This window comes from Sphingopyxis sp. JAI128, assembly GCF_014207235.1.
Taxonomy (GTDB): domain Bacteria; phylum Pseudomonadota; class Alphaproteobacteria; order Sphingomonadales; family Sphingomonadaceae; genus Sphingopyxis.
The window spans coordinates 249,701-263,253 of record NZ_JACHDA010000003.1; the positions used below are offsets into that span (position 1 = coordinate 249,701).

14 protein-coding genes are annotated in these 13,553 nt (G+C 65.2%); 9 read left to right on the forward strand and 5 right to left on the reverse strand.

Features of this window, described 5'->3' with window-relative positions; all coding sequences use genetic code 11:
• Positions 1-12 precede the first annotated feature (12 nt).
• Complete coding sequence (locus tag HDC35_RS08595) at positions 13-1,857, forward strand: DUF885 family protein (protein WP_184645702.1); 1,845 nt, start codon at positions 13-15, stop codon at positions 1,855-1,857.
• Positions 1,858-2,125: 268 nt separating this feature from the next.
• On the opposite strand, the gene HDC35_RS08600 is transcribed toward HDC35_RS08595, so the two are convergent.
• Both HDC35_RS08600 and HDC35_RS08605 read right to left on the reverse strand, forming a co-directional pair.
• The gene (locus tag HDC35_RS08600) at positions 2,126-2,572 is read right to left on the reverse strand and encodes a hypothetical protein (protein ID WP_184645705.1); all 447 of its coding nucleotides are present in this window, start codon (positions 2,570-2,572) and stop codon (positions 2,126-2,128) included.
• 49 nt (positions 2,573-2,621) lie between these two features.
• Positions 2,622-4,223 carry a phosphoenolpyruvate carboxykinase gene (locus tag HDC35_RS08605; protein ID WP_184645707.1) on the reverse strand — a complete coding sequence of 534 codons (1,602 nt, stop codon included), beginning with the start codon at positions 4,221-4,223 and terminating at the stop codon, positions 2,622-2,624.
• Between the two features lie 279 nt (positions 4,224-4,502).
• Between HDC35_RS08605 and HDC35_RS08610 the strand changes: the two genes are divergently transcribed.
• The 8 genes from HDC35_RS08610 (at position 4,503) to HDC35_RS08645 (ending at position 10,659) form a co-directional block, all read left to right on the forward strand.
• Positions 4,503-5,213 (forward strand): response regulator transcription factor, encoded by a 711-nt coding sequence (locus HDC35_RS08610; protein WP_184645709.1) that lies wholly within the window; start codon positions 4,503-4,505, stop codon positions 5,211-5,213.
• A gap of 1 nt (position 5,214) precedes the next feature.
• The gene (locus tag HDC35_RS08615; RefSeq protein ID WP_184645711.1) at positions 5,215-6,828 is read left to right on the forward strand and encodes a stimulus-sensing domain-containing protein; all 1,614 of its coding nucleotides are present in this window, start codon (positions 5,215-5,217) and stop codon (positions 6,826-6,828) included.
• A 53-nt stretch (positions 6,829-6,881) separates the two neighbouring features.
• Positions 6,882-7,328, forward strand: coding sequence for an HPr kinase/phosphorylase (locus tag HDC35_RS08620; protein WP_184645713.1), 447 nt, complete (start codon positions 6,882-6,884; stop codon positions 7,326-7,328).
• Between the two features lie 10 nt (positions 7,329-7,338).
• A complete protein-coding gene (gene rapZ, locus HDC35_RS08625) occupies positions 7,339-8,277 on the forward strand; it encodes an RNase adapter RapZ (RefSeq protein WP_184645715.1) in 939 nt (312 codons plus the stop codon).
• A 14-nt stretch (positions 8,278-8,291) separates the two neighbouring features.
• Positions 8,292-8,720, forward strand: a complete 429-nt coding sequence (locus tag HDC35_RS08630; protein WP_184645717.1) for a PTS sugar transporter subunit IIA — start codon at positions 8,292-8,294, stop codon at positions 8,718-8,720.
• Positions 8,717-8,995, forward strand: coding sequence for an HPr family phosphocarrier protein (locus HDC35_RS08635; protein ID WP_184645719.1), 279 nt, complete (start codon positions 8,717-8,719; stop codon positions 8,993-8,995). Before HDC35_RS08630 ends, HDC35_RS08635 begins: the two co-directional genes overlap by 4 nt.
• 4 nt (positions 8,996-8,999) lie before the next feature.
• Positions 9,000-9,812, forward strand: coding sequence for an RNA methyltransferase (locus tag HDC35_RS08640; protein ID WP_184645721.1), 813 nt, complete (start codon positions 9,000-9,002; stop codon positions 9,810-9,812).
• A 133-nt stretch (positions 9,813-9,945) separates the two neighbouring features.
• Positions 9,946-10,659, forward strand: a complete 714-nt coding sequence (locus tag HDC35_RS08645) for an META domain-containing protein (RefSeq protein WP_184645723.1) — start codon at positions 9,946-9,948, stop codon at positions 10,657-10,659.
• Between the two features lie 105 nt (positions 10,660-10,764).
• On the opposite strand, the gene HDC35_RS08650 is transcribed toward HDC35_RS08645, so the two are convergent.
• The 3 genes from HDC35_RS08650 to HDC35_RS08660 form a co-directional block, all read right to left on the reverse strand.
• Positions 10,765-12,120, reverse strand: a complete 1,356-nt coding sequence (locus tag HDC35_RS08650) for a DNA recombination protein RmuC (protein ID WP_184645726.1) — start codon at positions 12,118-12,120, stop codon at positions 10,765-10,767.
• Positions 12,121-12,501: 381 nt separating this feature from the next.
• Positions 12,502-12,978 carry a vgr related protein gene (locus HDC35_RS08655; RefSeq protein WP_184645729.1) on the reverse strand — a complete coding sequence of 159 codons (477 nt, stop codon included), beginning with the start codon at positions 12,976-12,978 and terminating at the stop codon, positions 12,502-12,504.
• Between the two features lie 6 nt (positions 12,979-12,984).
• A complete protein-coding gene (locus HDC35_RS08660; RefSeq protein WP_184645731.1) occupies positions 12,985-13,518 on the reverse strand; it encodes a copper chaperone PCu(A)C in 534 nt (177 codons plus the stop codon).
• Positions 13,519-13,553 lie beyond the last annotated feature (35 nt).

Here is a 13,553-nt window from a genome sequence, read left to right on the forward strand (position 1 = left end):
GGGAGCCGCCGCATGTTCAATCCGCTTTTCACCCCCGTCAACCGCCGCCGGACGCTCGCTGGGCTCGGCGCCGGCACCGCCAGCCTTGCCATCGCGGGCCCCGCCGTCGCGCTGCAATCGCCCGCCAAGACGGGCGCGCAGACCCTGCTCACATCGATCGCTGACAACCTGCTCGCGCTGTCGCCCGAGGGCGCCACCTCGCTCGGCATCGACACCGGCGCGCGCGCCGCCGAACGCGGCAAGCTCGGCGACCGGTCGGCGGCGGGACAAAAGACCGTCGCCAACACGCTGAAGGCGGACATCGCGCGCGTGCGCGCGCTCGACAAGGCCGGGCTCGACCACAGCACGCGCACCAGCCTTGCCGTCATCGAAAGCGCCTATGGCGTCGCGCTCGACGGCTTTGCCCTGCCCTATGGCGATGTTGCGGTCGGGGGCTGGCGGAACACGCCCTATGTCGTGATCCAGAATGTCGGCGCCTATCTCGACGTCCCCAAATTCCTCGACAGCGATCATCCGGTGAAGACGTCGGCCGATGCCGAAGCCTATCTCTCGCGCCTCAATGCCTTTCCCGGCGTGCTCGACGGCGAGACCGACCGGTTGAAGGCGGCAGCCGGCCAAGGCTTGATTGCCCCCGCCTTCCTGATCGACAAGGCGGTCAAGCAGATGGAAGCGACGATCGCCGACGCCAAAGCCGGCGGATCGATGGTCGAAAGCCTCGTCCGCCGCACCAGCGAGGCGAAGATCGCGGGCGACTGGAACGCGCGTTCGGCGAAGATCGTGCAGGGCCCGGTAGCCGCAGCACTCGAACGCCAGCTTACCGAACTAAAGGCGCAGCTGCCCAGAGCGACGATGGACGCGGGTATGTGGGCACGCCCCGGCGGCGACGAATGGTATGCGTGGGGCCTCCGCGCCTCGACAACGACACGGATGACGCCCGAAGAGGTCCACCAGATGGGCCGCGACGAGCTGGCCGAACTGCACGGACGGATGGACCCGATCCTGAAGAAACTGGGCTATACGCAGGGTTCGGTCGGCGACCGGATGAATGCACTCGCCAAGGATCCGCGCTTCAAATTCCCCGACAATGATGCCGGCCGCGCCGAAATCCACGCCTATATCCAGACCTGGCTCGGCAAAATCCGCGCTGAGTTGCCGCGCGCCTTCCGCACCCTGGTCAAGGGCAATGTCGAGGTGAAGCGCCTGCCGCTCGCCGAGGAGCCTGGCGCGCCCGCGGCCTATGGCGGTGCGGGGTCGATCGACGGCACGGTGCCGGGCAAATTCTGGATCAACCTGCGCACCACCGAACTGCACAGCAAATATTCGCTTCCCGACCTGACGATGCACGAAGCGATCCCCGGGCATGTGTGGCAGGGCGAATATGCCAACCAGATGCCGCTGATCCGCACGATGCTGGCTTTCAACGCCTATTCCGAAGGGTGGGCGCTCTATGCCGAGCAGCTTGCCGACGAGCTTGGCCTCTACGACGATTTCGAGGTCGGACGGCTCGGCTATCTCCAGTCGCTGGCGTTCCGCGCGTGCCGCCTCGTCGTCGACACCGGCCTCCATGCCAAACGCTGGACGCGCGAGCAGGGCGTCGAGTTTTTCGTGCGGGAAAATGGCTCGAATCCGCTCGAAGTCGCGAGCGAGGTCGACCGCTATTGCAGCTGGGCCGGGCAGGCGTGCGGCTACAAGGTCGGACACAGCGAGATCGTGCGCCAGCGCGGCCTAGCGCAAAAGGCGATGGGCGCGAAATACGACCTCCGCGATTTCGACGATGTCGTGGTCAAGGGCGGCAATGTTCCGCTCGACGTGCTCGCGCAAAATGTCGCCGAATATGTGAAGGGTGCGAAGAGCTGATGCGGAGTGGCATCTCGACAGACGGCGCACCGTCGCTTTCGACAGCAACGCCAACGCCGGAGGCTGCCCACCGAAACACGACAGATTCATATCGTCGTGCAAAGCTCGCGGCTGCTCTTGGGCGACCTCGGATATGAATCTTGGACTGAAATCAGCCAAACCGGGGCATCTTTATTAGGGGGCAGCTCGGTCCTGACCCCAGCGACAGCAAGCCGCGGCTAATGTGTCGCTATCGCGGTCCCAATTCACTGCGAGCATTGGCCGAGGATCAGGGCAGCGGCGCCAGATCGGGCTCGACGAAGCCACGCCGCGCCGGCACCGAGAAAAGCAGTTCGCGGCTGTAAAATCGCAGCGGCCAGTCGCGGCCCCCGATGTCCGACAGCAGCAGCGCGTTGACGCGCTCCGCCAACCTTGTTTCGGGGGTCTGCGACAGGAACGCCCGAACACCGGCAACATACGCGCGCGTGATGCTGTCATGGTAGCCCTGTGTGTCATCGTTCACGCCGCCGACACTCTCGTTGAAGCGGCGGATGATTGTCGCGATCTCGGCATCGACATTGACGTCGGGGCGCTCGCTGAGCAGCCAGAGGCACGCGGCGAGATGCGCCTCGTGCGTCCAAGCCTCGCGCGGCAGGGTGCGCGCGAGAAGACCGGAGCCGATCGCGCGGATATCTTCGTCGCGCTCGAACAGGCGCGGGCGGTAGTCGGTGGTCATTGGTCCGGTCCTTCCGGGTGGAGGAGCACCCGGAAGCGATCCGGGTCAATCAAGCAGCGACGGCAGCCTGCGGCGCGGCCTGGCGGACGCCTTCATCGACGTAGTCGGCGAATTGTGCGAAATTGTCGACGAACTGGCCGACGAGCGTTTGCGCCGTGCGGTCGTATGCCGCCTTGTCGGCCCAGGCTTCGCGCGGGTCGAGCAGCGCCGGATCGACGCCCGGAACGGCGACGGGGACCATGAAGCCGAAGTTCGGGTCCTTGCGGAATTCGGCGTCGTTCAGGCTGCCGTCGAGCGCGGCGTTGAGCAGCGTGCGGGTCGCCTTGATCGGCATGCGCTTGATACCGTCCATTGTCGCCATGCCGCCGGTCCAGCCGGTGTTGACGAGCCAGCACTGGACGCCGCCCTTGGCGATGCGCTCTTTCAGCAGATTGCCATAGACCGACGGGTGGCGCGGCATGAAGGGCGCGCCGAAGCAGGTCGAGAAGGTCGCCTCGGGCTCGGTCACGCCGATCTCGGTCCCCGCGACGCGCGCTGTATAGCCCGAAAGGAAGTGGTACATCGCCTGGTCGGGGGTCAGCTTCGCGATCGGGGGTAGCACGCCATAGGCATCGGCGGTCAGCATGATGATGTTCGTCGGCACCGGGCCCATATTCTGTTCCGACGTGTTCGGAATGAAATCGATCGGGTAGGAACCGCGGCTGTTCTCGGCGAGGCTCGCGTCGTCGAAATCGAGTTCGCGCGTCTCGGCATCCATCACGACATTTTCGAGCACGGTGCCGAAACGCTTGGTGGTGGCATATATCTCCGGCTCGGCTTCGGGCGAGAGGCGGATCATCTTGGCGTAGCAGCCGCCCTCGAAATTAAAGACGGCGGTGTCCGACCAGCCATGCTCGTCGTCGCCGATCAGTGTGCGCGACGCATCGGCCGACAAAGTGGTCTTGCCGGTGCCGCTGAGGCCGAAAAAGACTGCGGTGTCGCCGTTCGCGCCGATGTTCGCCGAACAGTGCATCGGCATCACGCCCTTCACCGGAAGCAGATAGTTGAGGATGCCGAACACCGACTTTTTCATCTCGCCCGCATATTGCGTACCGCCGATCAGGATCAGCTTTTCGGTGAAGTTCACCGCGATCACCGTTTCGCTGCGCGTGCCATGCTTCGCTGGGTCGGCGCGGAAGCTCGGCAGGTCGACGATCGTATATTCGGCGGCGAAGGACGCCAGTTCTGCCGGAGTGGGGCGGCAAAGCAAAGTGCGGATAAACTGGCTGTGCCAGGCGAACTCGGTGATGACCTGCACCGCGACGCGATGTTCGGGCTGCGATCCGCCGAACAGCTGCTGGCGATAAAGGCGCGGGCGCTCGGCAAGGTGCGCAAAGAAATCGGCTTTCAGGGCAGCGAAACGGTCGGGGGTCATGGGGACGTTTGTCTTGCCCCACCAGATCGTGTCCTGCGTCTCGTCGTCCTGGACGATGAACTTGTCCTTGGCGCTGCGCCCAGTGTGCTTGCCCGTCGCGACGACGAGCGGGCCATCTTTGGCCAGCAGGCCTTCGTCGTGGCGCACCGCATCCTCGATCAGCGCCGACGCGCCCAGGTTTTCGGCCACATCCGCCTTGGTCTCGACGGTGTCGGTGCCGATCACAAGCTTCGTCATTCTCTTCGCCTTTCCTCTGTCCCGTTCGCATTTTTGCATAGGTATGCAAGACATGTCATGCGAAAGCGATGGGCCCGCATGAATATGGGGTGCCGACGGGGCTTCGATTCCGAAATCCCGGTCGCGTTAGCGGCGATGCGGGGCAAGGTCAAAAGATTAAAGCGCCGTCTTGCCTCGCTTGCGACGGGCGTATGACTGTGAAGCGGTCGCGCTACCCGCGGTTGTCGCGACGGGGCTTATCGGCTAATTGCTCGTCAGGTCGGCCCCAACGGAAAGAGCATGACGGCAACCATCGCGCTGGTCGACGACGACCGCAATATCCTGCAATCCTTGTCGATCGCCCTGCAAGCGGAGGGTTTCGTCACGCGCGTCTATTCGGACGGCGAGGCGGCGCTGAAGCCGCTGATCGACAATCCGCCCGACCTTGCCGTCTTCGATATCAAGATGCCGCGGATGGACGGGCTCGAACTGCTGCGTCGGCTGCGTGAAAAGAGCCAGCTTCCCGTCATCTTCCTTACCAGCAAGGACGACGAGATCGATGAGGCGCTCGGCCTTGCGATGGGCGCCGACGATTATATCGCCAAACCCTTTTCGCAGCGCCTCGTGATCGCGCGCATCCGCGCGATCCTGCGCCGCGTCGAGCTCAATCGGCAGGCGCCCGGCGCCGACGACGAACCCGTCGCCGAACCGATCACGCGCGGACGGCTCAGCATGGATCCGGCGCGTCACAAGGTCAGTTGGGACGGCAAGGACGTTACGCTGACGGTCACCGAATTCCTGATCCTTGAAACGCTGGCAGGGCGCCCGGGGATCGTGCGCAGCCGCAACCAGCTGATGGACGCCGCCTATCAGGAGGATGTCTATATCGACGACCGCACGATCGACAGCCATATAAAGCGGCTGCGGCGCAAGTTCCGCGAGGTCGACCCTGAATTCGACGCGATCGCAACCCTTTATGGCGCGGGATATCGCTTTGCCGACGAGGCCTGACATGCCGGATCCCGCCGCCCTGAAACCCGACGCGAGCATTGCCGAGCAGGAGGAATCGCCGCTCGTCTGGTCCGCGCGCTGGTCGCTGACGACGCGCATCCTCGCGGTCAATATCCTTGCGATCGCCCTGCTCGCCGGCGGCTTTTATTATCTCGACACCTATCGCAGCCGACTCGTCGACACGCGCATCGAGGTGATGAAGGACCAACTCGCTATGCTCGACCGCGCGCTCGAGGCGGCGCGCCCCGACCAGCGCGCGCGGCTGATCGACGAATTTGCCGCGGCGACCGAATCGCGGCTGCGTTTCTATGCCGCCGACGGCACGCGCATCTCCGACAGTTTCGAAAGCGGACCCGCGACCTATACGCTGCGCGACCCCGATCTGCAGCCGTGGAAACGCGATGCCGCGCGCGCCATGGACCGCGGCATCGACTGGATCGTCGGCGCGCCGAGCTACCCCGATTTCACCGAACCGGCGGTGGACAACGCCCGTGCATGGCCCGAAGTGATGGAAGCGCAGACCGGCGACATCGCGACGAGCCGCTTCCGATACGCCCCCGAACGCACCCCGCTGCTCAGCGCTGCGCGTGTCGTCGATATCGAAACACCGCAGACGGTGTTGATGACACTCAACGCGCGCGACATCACGCGCACCGTCCGCGCCGAACGCTTCCGCATCGCGATTGTCCTCTTCGTCGTGCTGCTTGCCTCGGTGCTGCTTTCGCTATTTCTCGCGCGCACGATCGTCCGGCCGCTGCGCCGCCTCGCGCGGGCTGCGGTGCGCGTCCGGCTTGGCCGCGCGCGCGAGGTCGTCGTACCGCGCCTGCCGAGCCGCCGCGACGAGATCGGCACGCTCGCCCGTGCACTGTCCGACATGACGCAGGCGCTGCGCGAACGCATCGACGCCGGGGAGCATTTCGCCGCAGACGTCACGCACGAACTCAAGAACCCGATCGCCTCGGTGCGTTCGGCGATCGAGGGGCTGGGCCGCGTCCAGAGCGACGAGCAGCGCGCGCAGCTTCTCGCCATCGCCGACGAGGATGTGCGCCGGCTCGACCGGCTGGTCAACGACATCAGCGAGGCGAGCCGCGTCGACGCCCAGTTGTCGCGCACCCTGTTCGAACCGATCGACGTCGGCATCATGATCGAATCGATGCTCGCGTCGCGCGCGGCGCGTGCCGACGATGCCGACCCATCGCAACCCCGCATCGCCTTCGCGCGCCCGCGCAAGGGCACGACGATGGTGATGGGCGACGGTCACCGGCTCGAACGCGCGATCGACAATGTCATCGACAATGCCATCAGCTTCTCCCCCCCCTCCGGCCTCGTCTGCATCTCGGCAACCCGCCTCGGCGACGAAGTGCATGTGAAGGTCGAAGACGACGGTCCAGGTATCGATCCAGCGCAACGCGAGGCCATTTTCCGCCGTTTTCACAGCGAACGGCCCGCCAGCGAAGCCTTTGGCCGCCACAGCGGACTCGGCCTCGCAATCGCGCGGACGATCGTCGAGGGCCATAGCGGGACGATTAACGCCAAGGACCGCGACGACGGCAGGCGGGGGGGCAGCCTGCTGATCACGCTTCCCGCGCGCGAAGGCGGGGCAGATTCGGCCTGACCCGATCCGCCTATCGCCTTGCCGCCCCGCTTCGTCGCCGGTAAGCGTCGTCTATGCTGCCGAGCCGGACCAGACCCGACATCATCAACATCCACGCAAGCTGCGTCGCCGTGGGCAGTCGCGGCGTCCTGCTGCTCGGCCTCTCTGGTCAGGGGAAGTCCGACCTCGCACTGCGATTGATCGACCGCGGCGCGCGGCTTGTGGCCGACGACCGCTGCGACATCTGGTTCGAACGCAGCCACCTGTGGTGCAGCCCCCCCGCCGAACTCGCCGGCAAGATCGAGGTCCGCGGGCTCGGCATCGTCGAACAGTCGTGGACCGCCCCGATCTCGCTCGCGCTCGCGGTGCGCCTTGCCGAACGCTATGAACGCATGCCGTCCGAAGGACAGGCCGAAACTGTCGCCGGCCACGCCATGCCATTGCTGATGCTGTCCGCGTTCGAAGCGTCCGCCCCGATCAAAATCCTGCTCGCGCTCGACCGGCTGGGCGGCGGCGAATGAAGCGCTGTCCATGACCGATGGGGCCGAACCGCGCCTGCTGCTCGTCACCGGCCTGTCGGGGGCCGGCAAGTCGACGGTGCTCAAGGTGCTCGAGGATCTGGACTGGGAGGTCGTCGACAATCTGCCGCTCGCGCTGCTCGAGGCGCTGATCGTTGCGCCGACCAAGGACAGCGAGGCGACGCGCCCGCTGGCGGTCGGGATCGACAGCCGTAGCCGCGGTTTCAAGCCCGCCGGCCTGGTCAAGCAGATCAAGGCGCTGCGTGAGGCCGGCGGCCGCGATGTCCAGACGCTGTTCATCGACTGCGCCGGTGCCGAACTCGAACGGCGCTTTTCGGAAACGCGGCGGCGCCACCCGCTCGCCGAGGATCGCCCCGCCGCCGACGGCATCGCGCGTGAACGCGAGATGATGGAGTCGCTGCGGCGCTGGGCCGAGCATGTCGTCGATACGACCAATTACAGCAGTAACGACTTACAGCAGGAGGTGCGCCAGCGCTTTGGCGATACCCATACCGAGGAGCCGGTGCTGACGATATTGAGCTTCGGTTTTGCGCGCGGGCTGCCGCGCAACGCAGACCTGGTGTTCGACATGCGCTATCTGCGCAACCCGCATTGGGATCCGAAGCTCCGTCCGGGAACGGGACTCGACCCCGCGGTGGCGGCCTATGTTATCGCCGATCCCGCCTATGAAAGCAGCATATCGCAGATCGAGGCACTGCTGCTGACCTTGTTGCCGCGCTACCGCGCCGAGGGCAAAAGCTATGTCACCATTGCGTTTGGCTGTACGGGCGGCCGGCATCGCTCGGTCCATGTCGCGGACCGCGTGGCGCAAACGCTTCGTGCGGCGGGTCATGCGCCGACGGTCACCCACCGCAACCTTGACTCCGCCCCGCAAGATGGGCTTGAGGGCAAGCCCCCGCCCGCGGCGTCCGCGTCCGGCGGCAACACATAAGGGTCGACGACTGCATGCCGAACGATAAGGCTCTGCCGCTTTTGGGAATGGTGCTGGTGACGCACGGCCGCCTTGCCGAGGAAATGGTCCGCGCGATGGAGCATGTGGTCGGTCCGCAGCGCGCCGTCGCGACCGTATGTATTGGTCCCAACGACAATATGGAAATGCGCCGCAAGGAAATCGCGGATGCGATCCGCGAGGTCGATGAGGGGCGCGGGGTTGTGATGCTGACCGACCTGTTCGGCGGCACACCGTCGAACCTCGCCATCAGCTTGCTCGAATCGGGCCGGACCGAAGTGATCGCGGGGGTCAACCTGCCGATGCTGATCCGGCTTGAAAGCGCGCGCAAGGCGATGGAGCTTCGCGCCGCGGTGATCGCGGCGAAGGAAGCGGGGCAGAAATATATCTCGGTCGCGTCGGAAATGCTGGGAGTAGGCCCTTGACCGAAAATAGCGAGACCGTCGAAATCACCAACCAGCGCGGGTTGCACGCGCGCGCCAGCGCCAAGTTCGTCACCTTCGTCAGCCGCCTTCCCGAAACCGTGTCGGTCGAGGTCGAAAAAGGTGGATCGCGCGTCAACGGCACCTCGATCATGGGATTGATGATGCTCGGCGCCGCCAAGGGCGACTCGATCACGATCCATACCCGGGGCGACGGTGCCGATGCGGCGCTCTTGAAGCTCGTCGGGCTGGTCAAGGACAGCTTCGGCGAGGATTGAGCCCATGGCGAGCGGTCGCCGTTCCCAAATCGAAAGTCTGTCGAACCCGTTGATCAAGCGGATGCGGTTGCTGCGCGAAAAACGTCATCGCCGGGCCGAGGGGCTTTTCCTCGCGGAAGGGCTGCGCATCGCGACCGAAGCGCGCGAGGCGGGTGTGCTGCCGCAATGGTTGTTTCTTGGTCCCGAGGGCGCGGCGCATCCGTTGGCGAAGGCGCTGGCCGATGCGACGATGGCGGCGGGCGGCGAGGTGATCGACACCACGCCCGCAATCCTTTCGAAGCTGTCGGGCAAGGACAATCCGCAAACCGTGGTCGGCATCTATGTCGAACCGAAAACGACGCTCGCCGATCTCGACCGCGATGCGGCGCCGATCTGGCTCGTCGCCGAACGGCTGCGCGATCCCGGTAACCTCGGCACGATACTGCGCACCGGCGATGCGGTCGGCGCGGGCGGGCTGATTCTGCTCGACGACAGCACCGATCCCTATGCGGTCGAGGCGGTGCGCGCGAGCATGGGCGCGATTTTCACGCAAAAGCTGGTGATCGCGCGCTGGGAGGAGTTTCTGCCCTGGCTCCGTCGCGGATCGGGCCAGCTCGTCGCAACCTGGCTCGGCAACGATACGGAGGATTATCAGGCCGTTCGCTATGCCGCGCCGACCTTCATCCTGACCGGCAATGAATCGCAGGGGATGCCCGCCGATTATGCCGCCGCCGCCGACGTGCGCGTGAAGATGCCGATGATGGGCAAGGCCGACAGCCTCAACGCCGCGGTCGCGACCGCGGTGATGGCCTATGAAGTGCTGAACCAGCGGCGATAGTTTCGCCCGGCAAACTGCTATAGACTTCGTCATGCTGAACTTGATTCAGCATCCATTCTTCCTTTCGGCCGATAAGCAGACGCCGGACGGATCCGGACCAAGTCCGGGATGACGAAGAGGAAAGGTCCATTCGATGATCCGCACTCCACTCCTCATTGCCCTGCCCGCCTTTGCTGCCATCGCCGCCTGTGCCCCCGCCGGCGACATGCCCCGCGGCCCCGGCGAACCACGCAAGGCCTATATGGCGCTCGGCACCGAGCCGGGCTGGACGCTCGAGATTACGCCGTCGCGGCTCAACTACGACGGCGATTATGGCGAGACCAAGATCATGGTTCCCAATCCCGGCGCCAAGGCGGGCCTCAACGGCGAACGCTATGTCACGACGCGGCTGACGGTAGATGTGACGCATGGCGAATGCAGCGACGGGATGAGCGACCGTCGCTATGCCGACACGGTGACGGTCATTGCCGACGGCAAGACGGTGACGGGTTGCGGCGGCGCAATCCTGCCGCCGAGCGAGCTGGCGGGAACCAACTGGACCTTCGTTTCGATCGGCGGCCTGCCCGTCGCGGCCGATCGCCCGACTTCGCTCGTCTTCGAGGGCGAACGGTTGAGCGGCAGCGCGGGCTGCAACCGCTTTTCGGGATCTTACGAGCATAAAGACCGGACGCTGACAGCAGGACCGTTGACGGCGACCGAAATGGCGTGTCCCGGCGCGGGAATGACGCAGGAAAACACCTTCTTCGCGCTGATGCGCGGCCCGGTGAGCCTCAGTTTTCCCGCCGACGGAACGCTGCTCCTGACCGGCGCCGACGGGCAGACCGCGGTGCTGAAGCGGGCGATCTAGACAATCGCTGCTCCGTTCGTGTCGAGCACAGTCGAGACACGCCGGTTTCGTTGAACCTTACCACATCTCGACTTCGCTCGATGCCGGCGGTTTTGCAAGATGGACCTATTCCCCCGCGTCGTTGACCGCCGCGGGCGCCGGGGCCAGCTTCGCGAGCGGACGTGCCGCCTGTTCGGCGACGGGAAGCGACGGAATCTCCTTGCCGCCCGTTTCGACGTCGAGCGCCTCGAAGCGCTTGGCCTGCGTCAGCACTTGGCTTTCGAAACTGCCGACGAAGGCGTTGTAGGCGCCGGTCGCCTGATCGAGATTCCTGCCGACGCGCGCGATATGCGCGCCCATCACCGACATGCGCGCGTAAAGTTCTTTCCCCAGCGCGGCGATCTCGCGCGCCTGCCCCGCCAGCTTTTCCTGCCGCCACACCGCCGCGACGGTGCGCGCGATCGCGATGAGATTGGTCGGAGTCGCGAGCAGCACCTTGCGCTCGAACGCATAGTCCCAAAGCTCGTGATCATGGTCGAGCGCCGCCGCGAGGAAATGTTCGCCGGGGACGAACATCACGACATAGTCGGGGGTATCGGCAAACTGGTTCCAATAGGCCTTGGCCCCCAGCGCGTTGACATGCGCCTTCATCGCCGCGGCATGCGCCGCAAGGTGGGCCGTCTTTTCTCCGTCGTCGACCGCACCGAAGGCGTCCTGATAGGCGTTGAGCGAAACCTTGGCGTCGATGACGAGGCTCTGCCCGCCCGGCACTTTCACCACGACGTCGGGGCGCAGCCGCCCGCCTTCGCCATCGGCAACGCTCACCTCGGTCTGGAAATCGGCATGTTCGGAGAGCCCGCAGCTTTCGAGCACGTTGCGAAGCTGCTGCTCGCCCCAGCGCCCGCGCGCCTTGGGCGCGTTGCGCAGCGCGTTGACGAGCTTTGCCGCCTCGCTCGACACGCGCTCGGTCCCCTCGCGCATCGCCGCGATCTGGCCGTGCAGCATGCCGAAGGCGTCGCGGCGCTCGGCCTCGACCTTGCCGACCGCCTCCTCATATTTCTGCAGCCGTTCGTGCACCGGCGACAGGAGCGCCTTGAGATTCTGCCCCGCCGTCTCCTCGCTCTGTTTGAAGCGCTGGTCGGCGCGTTCGAGAAACGTCTTTTGCGCGCTATCGAGCATCGCCTGCCCGACCTCGCGGAATTGCGCGGTGAGCGCCGCCTGTGCGTCCTTGAGCTGGGCGATTTGCGCTTCGTGCGCTGCGTCGCGCGCTTTTTGTTCGCTGAGCACCGCCGCAAGCCGGATATCCGCCGCCTTGCGCGCCTCGGCCTCGGCCGCGAGGTCGGTCACCGCGCTCTTGAAGCGTTCCGAAAGCCCGTCGCGCTGGGCCTTGAGCCCGCCCGCTTGCCGGCCGGCGAACAGCCAGCCGATCAGCGCGCCGATGGCGAGAGCGATAAGGGCGACAACGAGCGAACTTCCATCCATACAGGGAACATAGGACGAACGCCGGGGACTTGGCTAGCGGATAATTGGGGAATGGACGGGCGCCGGTTGGGGGTGGACATCCGTCATACCGTCTTTCGCCATGGCGGCATGAATTTCCAAAGGTCAGTAAAAGTCAGCCCTCTGCGCCGCCCGTTCGGGACCGGGAGGATCGCCGAACGCATAACGCAAACCCTGCCGCGGCCTCACGCGCAAGCGGGACCATCACCACCGTTTATCCACCCGAGGAAAGAGCCGGGACGAAGGCTGGCATAGCCGGATATTGTAGGAAAGGCCTTTTTCAGGCGAATTTGCATTCGTCTGCTTTGGAGACCCCATATTCGTCATTAGAACTGAAACGGCAGCCCCGGTCGAACCGAGACCTCACCCGGCGCTCCACGCCCCGGGCAGCATCGCACGATACGCCTCGATCCCCGGCGCACCACCCACGACGACGCCTTGCGTCAGCAGCCAGTAATGCCGCACGATCTCGGCCTGTTGCTCGAGTCCGTAGCGGGTCAGCGGCCAGCCGGGTTTGAGGCTGTAGCCATAGGTCGCGAACGGGTGGCGCATCAGCACCAGATACCAGCGGCCGCGCGTCTGCGCCTGCCACACATGCGTCATTTCGTGGATGAACAATCCCTGGAGCCGCTGTGACGCGGCGCTGAAATCGTCGCAATAAAGATCGCCGTGCGGGTTGAAATGGATGCTGCCCATCGGCGCCATCGCGACATGGCGCGGCTGGAAGAATATCCATTTGTGGGGGCAGATGCGCACCCGCTCATAGGTGATGGCCTCGCCGAACACGCTCCGGGCGAGCGCGGTTTCGCCCGGCGTCAGCGGTCGCGAGGGACGCGGCACCGATGCTTATTTCTTCGCGGCGTCCGGCGCCGCCGTTTCGGTGCCCTTTTCCATCGAACCATGATCCATCGCGCCATGCTCGGTGGCGGTCGCGCCTTCGGCGGGCTTGATCACCATGTCGAAGAGGATGCGCTCATTATTATTGTTGGTGAAGACGAACGCCATCGGCAGCTTGCCCGCGCGCACCGCAGCACCGTTGATGCCCCAGATCATCAAATGCTTGCCGCCCTGTTTGAACACCAGCTCGCCCTTCGCCGGAACCTCGGCGCGGAGCAGCGGCTTCATCGTCATCATGCCGTTTTCCTTGACGCTTTCGTGCATCTCGACCCGCTGCGCGAGATCGGAGGTCACCGCGACGAGTTCGACCGGCTGGGGTCCGCCCTGGACGCGGAAATAGCCAACCGCCGGACGATCCGGCGTCGCCCCCATCACGATATGCCCGCTGACGACGTTGAGCGGCTTTCCGGCGCCCAGATTTTCGCCGCACCCGGTCAGGCTGAGCGCAGTGGCGGCAAGGGTGGCAAGGGCAAAGGGTTTCATTTTGGGAGGACTCCGTAAAAGCGCGATATTTCCGG

Coding starts and splice junctions, on each gene's coding strand:
- HDC35_RS08595 (WP_184645702.1), top strand. CDS start 13: ATGTTCAATCCGCTTTTCACCCCCGTCAACCGCCGCCGGACGCTCGCT.
- HDC35_RS08600 (WP_184645705.1), bottom strand. CDS start 2,572: ATGACCACCGACTACCGCCCGCGCCTGTTCGAGCGCGACGAAGATATC.
- HDC35_RS08605 (WP_184645707.1), bottom strand. CDS start 4,223: ATGACGAAGCTTGTGATCGGCACCGACACCGTCGAGACCAAGGCGGAT.
- HDC35_RS08610 (WP_184645709.1), top strand. CDS start 4,503: ATGACGGCAACCATCGCGCTGGTCGACGACGACCGCAATATCCTGCAA.
- HDC35_RS08615 (WP_184645711.1), top strand. CDS start 5,215: ATGCCGGATCCCGCCGCCCTGAAACCCGACGCGAGCATTGCCGAGCAG.
- HDC35_RS08620 (WP_184645713.1), top strand. CDS start 6,882: ATGCTGCCGAGCCGGACCAGACCCGACATCATCAACATCCACGCAAGC.
- rapZ (WP_184645715.1), top strand. CDS start 7,339: ATGACCGATGGGGCCGAACCGCGCCTGCTGCTCGTCACCGGCCTGTCG.
- HDC35_RS08630 (WP_184645717.1), top strand. CDS start 8,292: ATGCCGAACGATAAGGCTCTGCCGCTTTTGGGAATGGTGCTGGTGACG.
- HDC35_RS08640 (WP_184645721.1), top strand. CDS start 9,000: ATGGCGAGCGGTCGCCGTTCCCAAATCGAAAGTCTGTCGAACCCGTTG.
- HDC35_RS08645 (WP_184645723.1), top strand. CDS start 9,946: ATGATCCGCACTCCACTCCTCATTGCCCTGCCCGCCTTTGCTGCCATC.
- HDC35_RS08650 (WP_184645726.1), bottom strand. CDS start 12,120: ATGGATGGAAGTTCGCTCGTTGTCGCCCTTATCGCTCTCGCCATCGGC.
- HDC35_RS08660 (WP_184645731.1), bottom strand. CDS start 13,518: ATGAAACCCTTTGCCCTTGCCACCCTTGCCGCCACTGCGCTCAGCCTG.